Annotated in this window: 14 protein-coding genes; 7 read left to right on the top strand and 7 right to left on the bottom strand. The window is 70.9% G+C overall.

The window, feature by feature from the left end; translation table 11 throughout:
* The first annotated feature begins 340 nt into the window (after positions 1 to 340).
* The 5 genes from kdpB to SGA01_RS05620 all read left to right on the top strand — a co-directional run bounded on the left by kdpB (position 341) and on the right by SGA01_RS05620 (position 5,165).
* Positions 341 to 2,515, top strand: coding sequence for a potassium-transporting ATPase subunit KdpB (kdpB, locus tag SGA01_RS05635; RefSeq protein ID WP_141293912.1), 2,175 nt, complete (start codon positions 341 to 343; stop codon positions 2,513 to 2,515).
* Positions 2,516 to 2,777: 262 nt separating this feature from the next.
* On the top strand, positions 2,778 to 3,587 hold the full coding sequence (locus SGA01_RS05630; RefSeq protein ID WP_141293910.1) for an SDR family NAD(P)-dependent oxidoreductase: 810 nt from the start codon (positions 2,778 to 2,780) through the stop codon (positions 3,585 to 3,587).
* A gap of 61 nt (positions 3,588 to 3,648) precedes the next feature.
* The gene (locus SGA01_RS42785) at positions 3,649 to 3,726 is read left to right on the top strand and encodes a 50S ribosomal protein bL37 (RefSeq protein ID WP_371637667.1); all 78 of its coding nucleotides are present in this window, start codon (positions 3,649 to 3,651) and stop codon (positions 3,724 to 3,726) included.
* Positions 3,727 to 3,794: 68 nt separating this feature from the next.
* The gene (locus SGA01_RS05625) at positions 3,795 to 4,574 is read left to right on the top strand and encodes a GNAT family N-acetyltransferase (RefSeq protein WP_141293908.1); all 780 of its coding nucleotides are present in this window, start codon (positions 3,795 to 3,797) and stop codon (positions 4,572 to 4,574) included.
* A 54-nt stretch (positions 4,575 to 4,628) separates the two neighbouring features.
* Positions 4,629 to 5,165: a hypothetical protein gene (locus SGA01_RS05620; RefSeq protein ID WP_141293906.1), complete on the top strand. Its 537-nt coding sequence runs from the start codon at positions 4,629 to 4,631 to the stop codon at positions 5,163 to 5,165.
* Here SGA01_RS05620 and SGA01_RS05615 read toward each other — a convergent pair.
* Positions 5,057 to 5,833 (bottom strand): DUF4118 domain-containing protein, encoded by a 777-nt coding sequence (locus tag SGA01_RS05615; RefSeq protein ID WP_308699039.1) that lies wholly within the window; start codon positions 5,831 to 5,833, stop codon positions 5,057 to 5,059. The genes SGA01_RS05620 and SGA01_RS05615 overlap by 109 nt on opposite strands.
* Before the next feature lie 189 nt (positions 5,834 to 6,022).
* On the bottom strand, positions 6,023 to 7,861 hold the full coding sequence (locus SGA01_RS05610) for an APC family permease (protein WP_141293904.1): 1,839 nt from the start codon (positions 7,859 to 7,861) through the stop codon (positions 6,023 to 6,025).
* Between the two features lie 181 nt (positions 7,862 to 8,042).
* On the opposite strand from SGA01_RS05610, the gene SGA01_RS05605 reads away from it, so the two are divergent.
* A complete protein-coding gene (locus tag SGA01_RS05605; RefSeq protein WP_141293902.1) occupies positions 8,043 to 8,225 on the top strand; it encodes a hypothetical protein in 183 nt (60 codons plus the stop codon).
* A gap of 242 nt (positions 8,226 to 8,467) precedes the next feature.
* Positions 8,468 to 10,423 carry an APC family permease gene (locus SGA01_RS05600; RefSeq protein ID WP_141293900.1) on the top strand — a complete coding sequence of 652 codons (1,956 nt, stop codon included), beginning with the start codon at positions 8,468 to 8,470 and terminating at the stop codon, positions 10,421 to 10,423.
* A 130-nt stretch (positions 10,424 to 10,553) separates the two neighbouring features.
* Here the strand turns inward: SGA01_RS05600 and SGA01_RS05595 are convergent, their stop codons facing one another.
* The 5 genes from SGA01_RS05595 to kdpF all read right to left on the bottom strand — a co-directional run bounded on the left by SGA01_RS05595 (position 10,554) and on the right by kdpF (position 16,129).
* Positions 10,554 to 10,922 carry an SAV_915 family protein gene (locus tag SGA01_RS05595; RefSeq protein ID WP_141293898.1) on the bottom strand — a complete coding sequence of 123 codons (369 nt, stop codon included), beginning with the start codon at positions 10,920 to 10,922 and terminating at the stop codon, positions 10,554 to 10,556.
* A 326-nt stretch (positions 10,923 to 11,248) separates the two neighbouring features.
* The gene (locus SGA01_RS05590) at positions 11,249 to 12,373 is read right to left on the bottom strand and encodes a methyltransferase (RefSeq protein ID WP_141293896.1); all 1,125 of its coding nucleotides are present in this window, start codon (positions 12,371 to 12,373) and stop codon (positions 11,249 to 11,251) included.
* Between the two features lie 215 nt (positions 12,374 to 12,588).
* Positions 12,589 to 13,275: a response regulator gene (locus tag SGA01_RS05585; RefSeq protein WP_141293894.1), complete on the bottom strand. Its 687-nt coding sequence runs from the start codon at positions 13,273 to 13,275 to the stop codon at positions 12,589 to 12,591.
* 209 nt (positions 13,276 to 13,484) lie between these two features.
* Positions 13,485 to 15,938 (bottom strand): ATP-binding protein, encoded by a 2,454-nt coding sequence (locus tag SGA01_RS05580; protein ID WP_371866002.1) that lies wholly within the window; start codon positions 15,936 to 15,938, stop codon positions 13,485 to 13,487.
* A 101-nt stretch (positions 15,939 to 16,039) separates the two neighbouring features.
* Complete coding sequence (gene kdpF / locus SGA01_RS05575) at positions 16,040 to 16,129, bottom strand: K(+)-transporting ATPase subunit F (RefSeq protein ID WP_141294169.1); 90 nt, start codon at positions 16,127 to 16,129, stop codon at positions 16,040 to 16,042.
* Positions 16,130 to 16,248: the final 119 nt, after the last annotated feature.

The following is a 16,248-nucleotide window of genomic DNA, read 5'->3' as shown; positions in this document are numbered from 1 at the left end:
ACGGTCCCTTGACGGCCGGGGCCAACGTCCGTCAGAGAGACGTCAATTCGGGCGTTCCGATGCCGTTTCCGCCTTGCCGTGGGCCTAGCTTTCTTCTCGGTCGCTCACCGGGCCGCGGACGTCAGTGGCCTGATCGTCCCCGGACCGCGGGGGCACGGCTGCCCCTCCCATCCGGCTGCCGTGCCCCCGCTCCGCGAGCGTCGCTGTCCGTCCGCAGCCGTCCTGTGGGCGCCGGGAAATTCCCTGTGCGCCCACGGGGCGCGGACGAGGGCGGCCCTGCCGTGCTCTCCCCGGCCGGCGCCGATCGGGCGGGCCGGGCTTCATCAGAAGGTCTTCCGCGATGCATTCCCGCGCGCCCCAGCAGGCGCCCTCCGCTCCGCCCATGTCGGCTCCGCCGTCTGCTCCACCCCGCAACCCGAACCCCGGGCCGAAGCGGCGGCACTCCGCACAGAGCAGTGGCCTGCTCGACCCTGTCCAGCTGGTGAAGTGCTTCCCGGAGGCCGTACGCAAGCTGCATCCACGGGCCCTGGTGCGCAATCCCGTGCTCTTCGTCGTCGGCGTCGGTTCCGTCCTCACGACGCTGTCGGCGCTCTACGACCCGTCCGTGTTCACCTGGGTGATCAGCGTCTGGCTCTGGCTGACGGTGATCTTCGCCAACCTCGCCGAGGCCGTGGCGGAGGGCCGCGGCAAAGCGCAGGCCGAGTCGCTGCGCAAGGCACGCACGGACACGGTGGCGCTGCGGCTGAAGCACTGGCGGTACGGCACCGACCTCGACCGGGCCGAGACGGAGGCCGTCGCCGCCACCGACCTGCGGCTCTTCGACTTCGTGCTCGTCGAGGCGGGCGAGCTGATCCCGGCCGACGGCGACGTCGTCGACGGCGTTGCGGCGGTCGACGAGTCCGCCGTCACCGGCGAGTCCGCCCCCGTCATCCGCGAGTCCGGCGGCGACCGGACGGGAGTGACGGGCGGGACGACGGTCCTGTCGGACCGGATCGTCGTACGGGTCACCTCCCGCCCCGGCCACTCCTTCATGGACCGGATGATCGCCCTGGTCGAGGGCGCCTCCCGGCAGAAGACGCCCAACGAGATCGCGCTCAACATCCTCCTCGCCGCCCTCACCGTCGTCTTCGTCCTGGTCGTCGTCGCGATCCAGCCCATGGCCACCTACGCCGGCGCCGTCCCCTCCACCACCGTGCTCGTCGCCCTGCTCGTGACCCTGATCCCGACGACGATCGGCGCGCTGCTCTCGGCGATCGGCATCGCGGGCATGGACCGGCTCGTGCAGCGCAACGTCCTCGCCATGTCCGGCCGCGCGGTCGAGGCCGCCGGCGACATCAACACCCTCCTCCTCGACAAGACCGGCACCATCACCCTCGGCAACCGGGAGGCCGCCGACTTCGTCCCCTTGCCGGGGATCGACGAGGCGCAGCTCGCCAACGCCGCGCAACTGGCCTCGCTGGCCGACGAGACGCCCGAGGGCCGGTCCGTGGTGGTCCTCGCGAAGGAGCGGTACGGGCTGCGGGCCCCGGCCGAGGGCGAGTTGGCGAACGCCCGGTTCGTGGAGTTCAGCGCACAGACGCGGATGAGCGGCATCGACCTGCGCTGGGACAACGGCGCCGCCTGCCACATCCGCAAGGGTGCGACGGCGCAGGTCGTCGCCTGGGTCGAGATGTACGGCGGGAAGGTGCCGGGCGAGGCGCGTGCCTGGAGCGACCAGATCTCGGCGGCCGGCGGCACCCCGCTCCTGGTGGCCGTCAACGACTGGGACGGCCCACGGGTCCTCGGGATCGTCCACCTCAAGGACGTGGTGAAGGACGGCATCAAGGAACGGTTCGCCGAACTGCGCCGCATGGGCATCCGTACGGTGATGATCACCGGCGACAACCCGCTCACCGCGCGCGCCATCGCCCACGAAGCCGGCGTCGACGACTTCCTCGCCGAGGCCACCCCCGAGGACAAGCTCGCCCTCATCAAGAAGGAGCAGGAGGGCGGCAAGCTCGTCGCGATGACCGGCGACGGGACGAACGACGCCCCCGCACTGGCGCAGGCGGACGTCGGCGTGGCCATGAACACGGGTACGTCGGCCGCGAAGGAGGCCGGCAACATGGTCGACCTCGACTCCAACCCGACCAAGCTCATCGAGATCGTCGAGATCGGCAAGCAACTCCTCATCACCCGAGGTGCCTTGACGACCTTCTCGATCACCAACGACGTCGCGAAGTACTTCGCGATCATCCCGGCCATGTTCACCGGCGCCTACCCGGGGCTGGAGGCACTGAACATCATGGGGTTGCACAGCCCGACCTCGGCGATCACCTCGGCCATCATCTTCAACGCCCTGATCATCGTGGCCCTGATCCCCCTCGCGCTGCGCGGCGTCCGCTACCGGCCCGCCTCGGCGCACGACCTGCTACGCCGCAACCTGACCGTCTACGGGCTCGGCGGACTCGCCCTCCCCTTCCTCGGCATCAAGGCGATCGACCTGCTCATCACCGGTATCCCCGGCCTGGGATGAAGTTCCGTCAGGGCGGCGTCAGGGATCTCCCGCCCCGCTTGCCCGGGTCTTCCCGTGCGGCTTCGATGGGAAGCATGAACAGCGCGTGGCTCCTGACCGACCGGCCGCCTCATCAGGCGCCCCGTCGCGAGCCCCGCTGCCCGGAGACCTCAGCCCACCGCTGACCGAAGTCTCCGGAGTTCCGGGGGCGTCGTGACATCCCTGTCCGGCGCCCCTTCCTCGTACCCGTACACACCTTTCATCCCTGAGGGACTGACCAGTCATGCCCGAATCCGACCTTTCCTCCCGCACTGTCCTGGTGACCGGTGCCACCTCCGGCATCGGCCACCAGACCGCCCGGCTCCTCGCCGAGCGCGGAGCCACGGTGCTCGTCCACGGCCGCACGGCCGAGGAGGCGCTCGCCGCCACCGACCGGCTCGTCACCCTGTCCGGGGTCGACGCGAACCGACTGTGTGCGTTCGAAGCCGACTTCACGCACCTGGAGGAGGTCGAGCACCTCGCGGCCCGCATCCTCGCCGAGCACCCGCGCCTCGACGTCCTCGTCAACAACGCGGGCATGGCGGCGCCCGAGCGGCACACCGTCACGGCCGACGGCAACGAGATCGCGTTCCAGGTCAACTTCCTCGCCCACTACCTGCTCACGCACCTCCTGGAGCCGGCACTCACCAGCGACCCCGGCGGCCGGGTCGTCAACGTCTCGTCCTCCCTGCACCGCACCGGCTCCATCCAGTGGAACGACCCCAACCGCGTCCGCCGCTACTCCCGCCTCGCCGCCTACGCCCAGTCGCAGCTCGCCCTCACCGTCTTTGCCGCCGACCCGCGGGTCACCGCCGTCTCCGTCCACCCCGGCATCTGCACCACCAGCCTCCTCCCCCTGTACGCCCACGAGGGGCTCGCGCCGGCCGAGGGCGCCGCCCACGTCGTACGGCTCTGCGACCCGGCCGTCGAGATCGTCAACGGCGCCTACTACGACCGCGACCACCGCGTCGCCCCCGCACCCGCCGCCTCCGAGGAACGCACCGTCAAGCGCCTCACCAAGCTGGCCGACCTCCTCGTCGGCCAGAACTCCTGATGCCCCGCACGCCGTGAACGGCCTGCACGACCTGCACGACCTGAAAGGAACCCGTACCGCCATGTCCAAGCGCGCCCGCAAGAAGAAGGACCGCCGCAAGAAGAAGGCGAACCACGGCCGCAGGGCCGGCGCCCGCTGAACCCCCCGGGGGCGGCCCGCACCCGGGCCGCCCCCTCTTCCGCGTCCTTCCCGCACCAGGAGGTGCCCGTGATCCCCCACGCGTCCCACCAACCGCCCGCCCCTGCCCGTGTGTTCCTGTCCGGCGCGCCCGGCACCGGGGCCCTCGCCGAGCACGTCCTCACCACCGGCCACGGCCAGTGGTGGACCGACCGGGCCGAAGAGCCCCGCGTGGTGGCGGTGACCTGCGGCGGACACGCCCTCCTGGCCGGCGACCCCAGCGCCGTCACCCCCGACGAACTGGCCCCGCTCGCCCGGCACTACGTCGACACGCCGGGCCGCTTCGTCCCCGTCCTCGGCGCCGCCTTCGAGCAGCTCGTCCCCTGGGAGCGGATGCTCTACCTCCACCGCGCCGAGGCCGTCACGCCTCGTGTGCCCCGGGGCGTGACGGTGCGCCGGCTCTCCCCCGAGGACGCCCCGGCACTCGCGGCGCTCGACCCGTCCATGGCCTGGATCCACGAGAGCTGGGAAGGACCCTCTGCCCTCGCCGCGTCGGGGCTCGGCTGGGTGGCGGTCCGCAAGGGAAAGGTCCTCGCCGTGGCCTGCAGCCGGTACCTCGGCCACCGCTACGAGGACGTCGCCTGCGCCACCGCGCCCGACGAGCGCCGTCAGCACCTCGCCCTGGCCTGCGTCGCCGGACTGACCGCCGACATCGCGGCGCGCGGCCGGCTCGCCAGCTGGAGCTGCTCCCGCGACAACCGCCCCAGCCGTCTCCTCGCCTGGACCGCCGGCTTCCGCCTGGAGCACGAGTACGTCCACCACGTCGCCGGACCCGTCAGCCACGCGTCAAAGTTGACCGAGGCCGCGTAGGAACGGCGTCAGGACGGACCGGTGGCGTTCCGCCGCGGTTCTAGCGTCCGTTCCATGGAGCCACGATTCGTCCCGCAGTCAGAATCCGACGGTCTCACCGTCCAGGACAACACATGGGCCGGCGAGGCCCGGGCCGCCGTCGGCTGCGCCGGCCTCCTGCTGGTCGTCTCACTGATCGTGGAGGCCTGCGACGGCGGCCTGAACCTGCCTGCGGCGCTGCTGTGGATCGCCCTGGCCGTCGCCCTCTTCATGGCCCTGCTGCCCGCGAGGGTCGTCGCGGCACCGGGCCGGCTGACCGTCCGGACCCTCTGGACCCGGACGTCCGTACGCACGGACCGGCTCGCCACCCTCCACTGGCCGGACGGGATCGAGCGGCGCCTCACGCTGACCGACACGGACGGCGGCCGGGCCCGGATCGACCTGCGTGTGCTCCTCGCCAACCCGCCGCTCTGGCTGCTCCTGGAAACCGACGCGAGAACCTCCTACGCGAACGGCACCCTCAGGCACGGTGTGCGGGACCTCGACCGGCTTGCCCGCCACGTCGAACGGGACACCGCGCACTCCGTCTTCACGATCTCCGGCCTGCACTGACCTCGTCGTCGTCCAGCGCGGCGGCTGCCTGGGCCCGCCAGGTCGGCGGCGACAAGCCGCGCCTCCAGCGGCGGCGGTACGGAGCCGGGTTCGGGAGTCAGAAGGAAGCGGCCCTGGTACCGCCCGTGGACGATGGCGCGCAGTTCGGTCTCACCCTCCGGCCAGCCCTGCCGCTCCAGGTCCCAGATCCAGCCGTCCACCTTCACCGTCCCGTCCGGGTCGAGCCGCGGCGGACGCCCCATGAGCGTGCCGTACTCGAAACGGCACGCCCTCAGCTCCAGCACCTCGACGAGTTCGTGCCGCACCCTTTGGACGACGTCGTCGGAGGAAGACGTGCCGGAACGGGCCAGGCGGGTCGTGCCGTGCAGCCGCTCCAGATGCGTGGCGTCCGTGACCGCGACCCGCTTCATCGTCCGGGCGCGCGCCGCCAGTTGGGACACGATCAGGCCGACGACCAGCAGCAGGACGGCGGTCTCGATGTCCGCCCGGTCCTCGATGTGGAAGCTCTGGTACGGCTCGGTGTGGAAGAAGTCGAACCACGCGGCAGCCGACAGCGCGGCAAGCGCGCCGGCGAACCGGTTGCCGAACGCCGACACGGCGACGACCACGACGACCAGCAGCAGCGCGAGATTGGTGTGCGTGACGGACGTCCGCAGCGGGATCAACACGGGCCACGACGAACGGTGCCAGGACTCCGGCGGCGACGGCGACCGTGTCCCGAAGCGGAATCCTCATGATCCACCTCGCAGGATCCAGCCCCCCGCTATCCCCCGACACGTCAAGCCTCCGCCCGGTGCGGCGTGGGTGGCACCGGGCGGAGGTGTCTTTGACGGATCCCTGACGGGCAGCGGTCGACGTCAGCAGCGGAAGCGGAGCCGGCAGACGACAGCGTTCGTGTCGCGACGGACAGCGTGGGCGACGACCGCGCCCCGCTGGTTCTGCAGGGCACGCTGCCAGAGACGCTCGGGCTCGGCTTCCGGGATGAGGACGGTGACCTGAGTGCCGGGTTCGGTCGTCCCCAGATCGCGTACGTACGCGGTGATGGGCCGGCCGAGCGAGCGGCGCTCGGAGGAAAGCCGGACCAGCGGGACGCCGGGGTTCCACAGGGCCCAGTCGCGTTCCAGGGCCTCGGTGGCCGCCTGGTCCTCGGCATCCGGGTGGCAGACCGTGAGGGCGCGGACCTCGTCTCCGAGGGAGACAGCGGCGGTCAGCGCCTCGCTGGTGAGCCGGGTGAGGGACGAGACCGGGACGAGGACGAGCGAGCGCTCGCGGTGCGGGGGCTCGGGGATCCGGCCGACGCCGAGGCGCTCGCCGATCTTGCCGTACGCCCGGTGCACGGCCTCGAAGGCGAGGACGAGAACCGGCAGCGCGATCACGATCAGCCAGGCGCCGTCATGGAACTTGGTGGCCGTGACGACGACCGCGGAAACACCGGTGAGGACGGCGCCGAGACCGTTGAGCAGGGCCTTCGCCACCCACTTGGGGCCTCTCTCCTGGCGCCAGTGCAGCACCATGCCGGTCTGGGCGATCGTGAAGCCGACGAAGACACCGATCGCAAAGAGCGGGACCAGGGTGTTGGTGTCTCCACCGGAGAAGACCAGCAAGGCCGCGGAGACGACCGCCAGCCAGACGACGCCGTGGCGGTGGACCTGACGGTCGGCCTTGAGACCGAAGACATGGGGCAGGTAGTTGTCGCGGGCCAGCAGCTTCAGCAGGACGGGAAGGCCGCCGAAGGAGGTGTTCGCGGAGAGCGCGAGCAGAACCATGGTCGCGAACTGCACGACGTAGAAGGCCCAGTTGTGACCGAGGGAAGCGTCGGTGAGCTGGGCGAGGACAGTGACGCCCTCGACCGGCTGGAGGCCGAAGCGGGAGATCAGGACGGACAGGCCGATCAGCATCACGCCGAGCAGCGCGCCGAGCGCGACCTCCGCGCGCATCGCCCGCTTGGCCGCGGGGGCGCGAAACGACGGGACGGCATTGGCGATCGCTTCGACACCCGTGAGAGCCGAGCAGCCGGAGGCGAAGGCCTTCAGGAGGAGCAGCGCGCCGACGGTGGTGGCGTTGTCCGCGAGGACGGATGCATGGCCGGCGGACGCTGCCGTGGACACCGGGCCGTCGCGGAAGAGACCGACGGCGATCATGACCAGGATCGCGCCGATGAAGACGGCGGTCGGGACGATGAACGCACGCGCCGAGTCGACGATGCCTCGCAGGTTGACCGCCGTGATCAGCACGAGAACCGCCAGGCATATCCACAGCCGGTCGCCGTACAGCTCGGGGAAGGCGGAGGTCAGGGCGGCAACGCCGGCGGTGACGGCCACGGCGACGTTCAGAACGTAGTCGAGGACGAGCGAGCCCGCCGCGACCAGGCTGGTGCGACGGCCCAGATGCGTCTTGGCCACCGCGTACGAACCGCCGCCGTCCGGGAAGGCCGCGATGACCTGCCGGTACGAGGCCACGAGGACGGCCAGCAGGCCCGCGATGGCCAGCGTGACCGGGAGCGTGAAGCCGAGGCCGTAGCCGCCGGCCGCCGCGAGGACCAGGACGATCGCCTCGGGGCCGTACGCCACGGAGGCCATCGCGTCGAGCGACAGCGCGGCGAGCCCGGTGACGGTCGTCAGCTTGTGGCGCGCACCGGAATCCGGGGGCTCCTCGACGGCGGGCGTGGCACCGTTCTCGGTGGTCAGAGCGGACATGCGGGGGTTCTCCTTCGTACTCAGGTCCGCTCAGGGTGTGCCCTGGTCAGCGCGCTCCCCACAGTCCCTGGCGGGTTCTTGGCGCCCGACGGCGCTCTCTTCACACCTTCTTGACGCGAGCGGCCGGAAACCGCCGCTCATCGAGCGCCCCATGGACGTCCTTCGGGTCTACGGTCATGCCATGAGCCGGAACAGCGCGCGGACACCCGCCGACAGGCGCATGCGACGCATGTCGCTGTCGCTCGCCGCCGCGGGCCTGCCCGTCTGCGTCCTCGGAGTCGTCTACGACGCCATGTGGCTGCTCGGCGTGGGAGCCTGGCTCCTCATCGCGGCCGTCCTGATCGAGCTCGTCTACCGCCCGTGAGGCAGCGTCGGCACCCTGCCGTCCAGCTCGCCTCCTCGGCCTCCTCGGGCACACGTGTCGGCCTTGAGGCCTCACCGAGCGCGCCCTCGGTCGGTGAGCACCCGGGATGAGCCCGCCCGGTGGATCTTGACGCTTTCCTGACGCGCCCGCCCCGATCCGCCGTTGACGCCTTGCTTACGCTGGCCCGGCCGTCCGCACGATGGCCGGAACCCCTCACCCAGCAGCAGCTCAGGAGTACTCCCATGGCCACCACGAAGGACGCGCGCACGGGACGATTGCGCGCGTGGATGCTGGAGGGCCTCTCCGACATGGGGAAGGGCAAACCCTCCCGGCCCGTCGAGTCGGCGCCGGATGCCGGTCATCGGGGACAGCGCTGGTGGCGGGTGATGTGTCTGACCGGTGTCGACTACTTCTCGACCCTCGGCTACCAGCCCGGCATCGCCGCCCTCGCGGCCGGTCTCCTCTCCCCCATCGCCACCATCGTGCTGGTGATCGTCACCCTGGCCGGCGCACTGCCCGTCTACCGCCGGGTCGCCGAGGAGAGCCCGAGCGGCGAGGGCTCGATCGCGATGCTGTCGCGACTGCTGTCGTTCTGGAAGGGGAAGCTGTTCGTCCTGACGCTGCTGGGCTTCGCCGCCACCGACTTCCTCATCACCATCACCCTGTCGGCCGCCGACGCCTCCACCCACCTCGTCGAGAACCCTCACCTGGAAGAGGCCCTGCACAACAAGCAGGTCCTGATCACCATGGTCCTGATCGCGCTGCTCGGCGCGGTGTTCCTCAAGGGGTTCCTGGAGGCCATCGGCGTCGCCGTCGTCCTCGTCGGGATCTACCTCGCGCTCAACGCGGTCGTCGTGGTCACCGGCTTCTGGCACGTCGTGACCGAGGGCCATGTGGTCACCGACTGGACCAGCGCCTTGACCGCCGAGCACGGCAACATCTTCGCCATGATCGGCGTTGCCCTGCTCGTCTTCCCCAAGCTGGCGCTCGGTCTGTCCGGCTTCGAGACCGGCGTCGCCGTCATGCCGCACGTCCAGGGCGACCCGGGCGACACCGAGGAGAAGCCGACCGGCCGGATCCGCGACACCAAGAAGCTCCTGACCACCGCGGCGCTGATCATGAGCGTCTTCCTGATCTGCACCAGCTTCATCACCACGGTTCTGATCCCGGAGAAGGAGTTCGAGTCGGGTGGTCAGGCGAACGGCCGCGCCCTCGCCTACCTCGCCCACGAGTACCTCGGCAACACCTTCGGCACGGTCTACGACGTCTCGACCATCGCCATCCTCTGGTTCGCCGGCGCCTCGGCCATGGCCGGCCTGCTCAACCTGATGCCGCGCTACCTGCCCAAGTACGGCATGGCCCCGCACTGGGCGCGCGCCGTGCGCCCCATGGTCATCGTCTTCACCCTCGTCGCGTTCCTGGTGACGTGGATCTTCGACGCGGACGTGGACGCCCAGGGCGGCGCGTACGCCACCGGTGTCCTCGTCCTGATCTGCTCGGCCGCCATCGCCGTGACCATCGCGGCGCGCAAGGCCGGCCAGCGCGGCTGGACCATCGGCTTCGGCGTCATCTCGGTCGTGTTCCTCTACACGACCGTCGTGAACGTCATCGAGCGCCCCGACGGCGTGAAGATCGGTGCCTGCTTCATCGCCGGCATCATCCTCATCTCCCTCCTCTCCCGCCTCGGCCGCGCCTTCGAGCTGCGCGTCACGCACGTCGAGCTGGACGAGCTGGCCGAGCGCTTCATCCAGGACATCTCACGCCGCACACCGCGCTTCATCGCCAACGAGCCCGACCGCAGGGACATCGCCGAGTACCGCGAGAAGATCGAGCAGATCCGCGCCGACAACGACATCCCGACCTCCGAGGACTTCGTCTTCGTCGAGGTCACGGTCACCGACCCGTCCGAGTTCGAGGCCGGTCTGACCGTACGGGGCGAGGTCCTGCACGGGCGCTACCGCGTCCTCACCATCGAGTCCTCCTCCATCCCCAACGGCCTCGCCGCGCTCCTCCTCCACGCCCGCGACACCACCGGCACCCGCCCGCACATCTACTTCGAGTGGACCGAGGGCAACCCGTTCGCCAACTTCCTCCGCTTCTTCCTCCTCGGCCAGGGCGAGGTCGCCCCGGTCACCCGCGAGGTCCTGCGCGAGGCGGAACCCGACCGCGACCGCCGCCCCCGCGTCCACGTCGGCTGACACCGGAGCCGGCCCGCGAGCCACATCGCGGAAGCCACCGCGTCACGTGTCCGGCCGCACCGTGCAGGTCACTACCGCGCCCCGCCGGTACCGGCGGGGCGGAGTCGGCGAGGCGCGGAGTGCAGCACGGTCAGGCGGTCGGGGCCGTCTGACCGACCTCCTGGGCAGCCGGCTCCTTCCGCGACGCCAGGGCGGAGGCCGCGGGACTGGTGACCGCGGGGGCGGTGAGCGTCGGGTCGACGGTCAGCAGCTCTGCGCCGAGCGGCTCGGCCAAAGAGCGCAGGACCGACTCCGAGAGCCGGATCCAAGGCTGCTCCGCGCCGAGTGTGACGGCCAGCCTCGCCACGGTGGTGAACCCGACAGCGGTACGGCTGCCCAGCGGCGTGCGGAAGACGCGGACCGCCACCGCGTGTGTTCCCGGCCGGACCGGGACGTACAGGAGCCCGGCCGGGCCGGGTTCCTCGGGCTCGGGATCGTCGTCGTACTGGAAGAGGCACATGAGGCGCTCCTTGAGGAACCTCGAAACGGGTGGATACCTGCCGTACGCGTGAGCGTGATCCGGCACGGCTTCGAAGCTATGCCCAGGTCCCCACACCTGCGGCCGGGCCCTGACAGGACCTTGACGGCCACCGGTCGTCTTCATGCGAATCCCTGACACGCTCAGGCCGGTCGGCAAGCGCCGTGCGATCCGGCTGGGCAAGGTCCTCTGGCGGGAGGGCGGAGTGCCGTTGACGGTCCCTCCGAGTCTCACGAGCGCCCGCGTCCCCAGGGTCGGCATCGACCGCGGCGGTTCGACCGCCCTGCGGGACCCGGAGCAGTGGGGGGTCAGGCGACTCCGAGGCGCCACAGAGAGGTCGCCTCCCCCACGCGGGCCCGATGCAGGGGGTCCGATGGGTCCGACGCACGCGGGTGGCGCGGCTTCGTGACCGTGCGGGACAGCACGCGCAGGCCCGCGGCCCGGATGGCGTCGTCGAGTTCCGTACGGCCCCGCAGCCCGAGCCGTTCGGCCAGGTCGGAGAGGATCAGCCAGCCTTCTCCGCCAGGCTCCAGACGGTGTGGGAGACCGGTCAGGAAGCGGTGCAGCATCCGGCTGTCCGGGTCGTAGACCGCCTGGTCGAGCGGGGTACGGGGACGGCCCGGGAGCCAGGGCGGGTTGCAGACGATCACGTGGGCACGGCCCGCGGGGAACAGGTCGGCGTGCCGTACGGCGATCCTGTCGGCCAGCCCGAGCCGGGCGACGTTGTCGCGGGCGCAGTGCACGGCGCGGGCGTCCTGGTCGGTGGCGACGACATGGCGCAACCCGCGGCGGGCGAGCAGGACGGACAGCACGCCCGTGCCCGTGCCGATGTCGAAGGCCGTGGCTCCCCTGGGGAGTTTCGCCTCGGCCACCAGATCCACGTACTCGCCCCGGACCGGCGAGAAGACACCGTAGTGCGGATGGATGCGTTCACCGCCGAGCGCCGGGATCTCCACGCCCTTCCTGTACCACTCGTACGCGCCGATCACGCCGAGCAGCTCCCGCAACGAGCCGACGCCAGGGCCGCCGGACGGGCCGTAGGCGTGCAGGCATGCCTCGCGGACACGGGGCGCCCGGCGCAGCGGGATTATCCAGTCGCCGCCGTACGGAACGAGCAGCATCCCCAGCAGCCGTGCACGCCTCTCCTGCTCACGACGGTGCCGCCCGAACGCCTCGGCAGGGCTCTGGGCCAGAGCGGGCTGCCTGCGCTCGCTGCGACGGCCCAGGGCCGCCAGGAGCCGGCGCGCGGACTCGTAGTCCCCGGACCACAGCAGGGCGGTGCCCTCGGCCATCAGGCGGTGCGCCGCGGCGACACTGATGGTGTCCGCGACGGTGGCGATGTGCTGCGGTTGCGGGGCCCCGTTCGCCGAGTACCAGCGGACCGGCTGCTCCCACGCGCCGTCCGTCATCGCGTACATGACCTCTGTTGTCATCGAACATCAGCTCCCATGAGGGTCGATCCTCGATCCCCCGGAGCCCCCAGCACGTTCTGGCCGGAATCATTCGCGATCTCTTGACGCAGGACGACCGCCACCCAACGTGATGCATACGCCCTGCGGCCGACCGGGCACGGACGATGCCCGGACTCTCCAGCACCACAAGACACTTCAGTACGTCATGAGGTGGCCTCGGTCAGCTCTTGTCCGGGTCACGTCTCGAAGCGGTAGCCCATGCCCGGTTGGGTGATGAAGTGCCGCGGCTGCGACGGGTCGGGTTCGAGTTTGCGCCGCAGATGCGCCATGTAGACCCGGAGGTAGTTGGTCCTGTCTCCCGCATGGTGACCCCACACCTCCTCCAACAGTTGCCGCTGGCTGACGAGCCGGCCCGGGTTGCGGATCAGGGTCTCCAGCAGGTGCCACTCGGTGGGCGTCAGCCGCACGTCGTGGGCGGCACGCCGGACCTTTTTCGCCACGAGGTCGACGCTGAAGTCGTCGGTGGTGACGACCTGCACTTCGTCAGCGGCCGGCCCGGTGGTCTCCCTGCGGCGGACAGCGGCCGTCAGCCGGGCAAGGAGTTCGTTCATGTCGAAGGGCTTGGTCACATAGTCGTCGGCGCCGGCGTCGAGGGCCGCGATCTTCTCGCCGGAGGTTCGACGAGCGGAGACGACCACGATCGGTACTCTGCTCCAACGACGCAACTCCTTGATCACGTGGATTCCGTCCATGTCCGGCAGACCCATGTCCAGCAGGATCACGTCCGGAGGGACGCCCGCGGCGATCCTCAGCGCCGCGACACCGCCGGTCGCGGCTGCCACCTCGTGGTTGCGTGCCTTCAGATTGATCGTGAGAGTCCGAACCAACCGGGGATCGTCCTCGACCACGAGCACCTGGCTCATCGACGTGCGGCCTTTCTGTTCCAGGGAGCTGAGAACCGGGGTGGGGCGTCGGGGGGGGAAGAAGCAACTGCGGGACGGTTGGAGAGAATCATTTCTCGGCCACGTCGCGGCTTCCGTTGACGACGCCCTTACGAGGCCATGCACCGTCTTGACGAACCTCCTACACCCAGTCGGCCCACAGCGGGAAACCAACCCGGCCTACAAGCTCCTCACATGCCGGCGGCTCCTTGCGTACCGACGCCGTACGGTGTCCGCGCTGCGGCCGTTCCCGGTGGTTCCGCGACGGGCAGCGAGACGACCATCGTCAGGCCACCGCCCGGGGTGTCCTCCGGGGTGAGGGTGCCCGCCATGGCCTCGGTGAGGCCGCGCGACAAGGCGAGCCCGAGGCCCACGCCGGTGGAGTTGTCGGTGTCGCCCAACCGCTGGAACGGTTCGAAGACCCGTTCCCGGTCGGTGGGCGGAAGGCCGGGGCCGCGATCGACGACGCGCACTTCGACGCGGTCGGCGAGCGCGCTCGCGGTGACCAGCACCGGGGTTCCCGGTGGGGCGAAGCGCGCGGCGTTGCCGATGAGGTTGGCGATGACGCGTTCAAGGAGTGGCGGGTCGGCGAGGACCAGCGGGATCGCCTCCACGCCGTGGAGCACGGGCGGTGCCGCGTCCGGGGGCAGCGAGTCCAGGGCGGAGGGCAGGACCTCCTCCAGGCTCGTCGCGCGAAGGTTCAAGGTGAGCGCTCCGGCCTGGAGCCTGCTCATGTCCAGCAGATTGTCGATGAGCCGACTGAGGCGCGCCATGGACTCGTCAGCGGTGGCGAGCAGTTCGCCCCGCTCCTCGTCCGTGAACTGCACGTCCGGGCTGCGCAGGGAGCCGACCGCCGCCCAGCCCGCGGCGAGGGGGGTGCGCAGGTCGTGGCTGACGGCCGCGAGCAGTGCGGTGCGCATCCGGTCGGCGGCCTTGACCGGTTCGACCTCGGCGGCGGCCTCGGCGAGCCGGGCCCGCTCGACGGCCGCGGAGACATGGGCCGCGAACGCGGCGAGGACCCGGCGCTCGGAGGACGGCAGGGCGCGGCCGCGCAGGACGAGGTGGAGACCGGGGCCCACGGACACCTGGGTCGCGGCGGGGTCGTCCACCTGCTGCTCGACGAGTTCGGCTGAGTCCATCGCGAAGGTCTCCCGCGTACGGGCCAGGAGCGCCGGAATCGCCTGGTCGCCCCGCACGACGTCGCCGGTGAGTGAGGAGAGCGTCTCCGCCTCGGCCGTGGCCGCCGCGGCACGCCGGGACATTCTCAGCGAGCGGTCCACGATCGCGGCCACCGTGCCCGCGACCAGGGCGAAGACGACGAGCGCGAGCAGGTTGTCGGGATCCCTGAAGCTGAACTCGCCGATCGGCGCTATGAACCAGTAGTTGAGCAGCAGGGACGCGGTCACCGCGGCGACGAGCGCGGAGACGACCCCGCCGATGGAGGCCACGCCCACCACGGTCACCAGGAACAGCAGCGCCTCGCTCGTCAGGTTGAAGGTGCCCCGGGTGCGGTCGAGGAAGAGCGTGAGCAGTACCGGTAGGACGAGACCCGCCACGGGACCGGCGACGAGCCGGGAGGTCGGCAGCGTACGGCGGCGGGAGGGCAGCAGTCGGCCGCGGCCGGCCCGCTCGTGGGTGACCATGTGGACGTCGATGTCGGAGGAGAGCGCGACGGTCGTCTCGCCGATACCACGGCCGGTGAGGAAGCGTTCGAGCCGACCGCGCCGACTCGTTCCCAGGACCAGCTGGGTGGCGTTCTCGGCGCGTGCGAACTCCACCAGCGCGGTGGCCACGTCGTCGCCCACGACCGTGTGATAGCTGCCGCCCACGCTCTCGACGAGGCGTCGCTGCCGGACGAGCGCCGAGTGCGAGGCGCCCGCGGCGAGACCGTCGCTGCGGACGACGTGTACGGCGAGCAGGGCGCCGCCCTGGGCCGTGCGGTCGGCGATCCGGGCGGCGCGGCGGATCAGCGTCTCGCCCTCCGGCCCGCCGGTCAGCGCCACCACGACCCGCTCCCGGGTCTCCCACACCCGGCCGATGCCGTGCTCGGAGCGGTACTTCCGCAGGGCCTCGTCGACGCGGTCGGCGGTCCAGAACAGGGCCAGTTCGCGCAGCGCGGTGAGGTTGCCCGGCAGGAAGTAGTTGGCGAGCGCGGCGTCGATCTTCTCCGGCGGGTAGATGTTGCCGTGCGCCATCCTGCGGCGCAGCGCCTCCGGAGGCATGTCCACGAGCTCGATCTGGTCCGCTCGGCGTACGACGTCGTCGGGCACCGTCTCCACCTGCGGAACCCTGGTGATCTTCACGACGACGTCGTTGAGGGACTCCAGGTGCTGGATGTTGACGGTGGCGACGACGTCGATGCCGGCGGCCAGCAACTCCTGCACGTCCTGCCAGCGCTTGGCGTTCCGGCAGCCCGGCACGTTGGAGTGGGCGAGCTCGTCGACCAGGACGGCGTCCGGTCGGCGCCGCAGCACGGCGTCGAGATCGAGCTCGGGATACGTACTCCCGCGGTACTCCCGCCGGGCTCGCTCCAGCACCTCCAGGCCGTCCAGCATCGCCTCGGTGTGCGGCCGGCCGTGGCACTCCACGTATCCGACGACCACATCTATGCCACGTGCGGCCCTGCGCCGACCCTCGTCCAGCATGCGGTACGTCTTCCCGACTCCTGGTGCCGCGCCGAGAAAGACCTTGAGCGTTCCCGGGCGCGTCGCGGGCAGAGGCGAGGCAGCCGGGGTTTCTTCGTGCTTCAGAACTTCTCCGGGCGGATCAGGGCGGCCACCAGGTGGCCGACCAGGCTGATGGCCACGATGAGGCCGACGACGTTCTCCACGCCCATGCACGATCAACTCCCCTTGCCCGTACGTACCTTGGAGTACGGATTCAGGTACACAGAACCGCGCCGCATCCGGGGCGCACAGTCAGCTTGACGGCTCTCTTGCGCGGTCCGGGGCGATG

Source organism: Streptomyces gardneri (assembly GCF_006539185.1).
GTDB classification, from domain to species: domain Bacteria; phylum Actinomycetota; class Actinomycetes; order Streptomycetales; family Streptomycetaceae; genus Streptomyces; species Streptomyces gardneri.
This window is presented reverse-complemented; position numbering and strand designations above follow the sequence as displayed.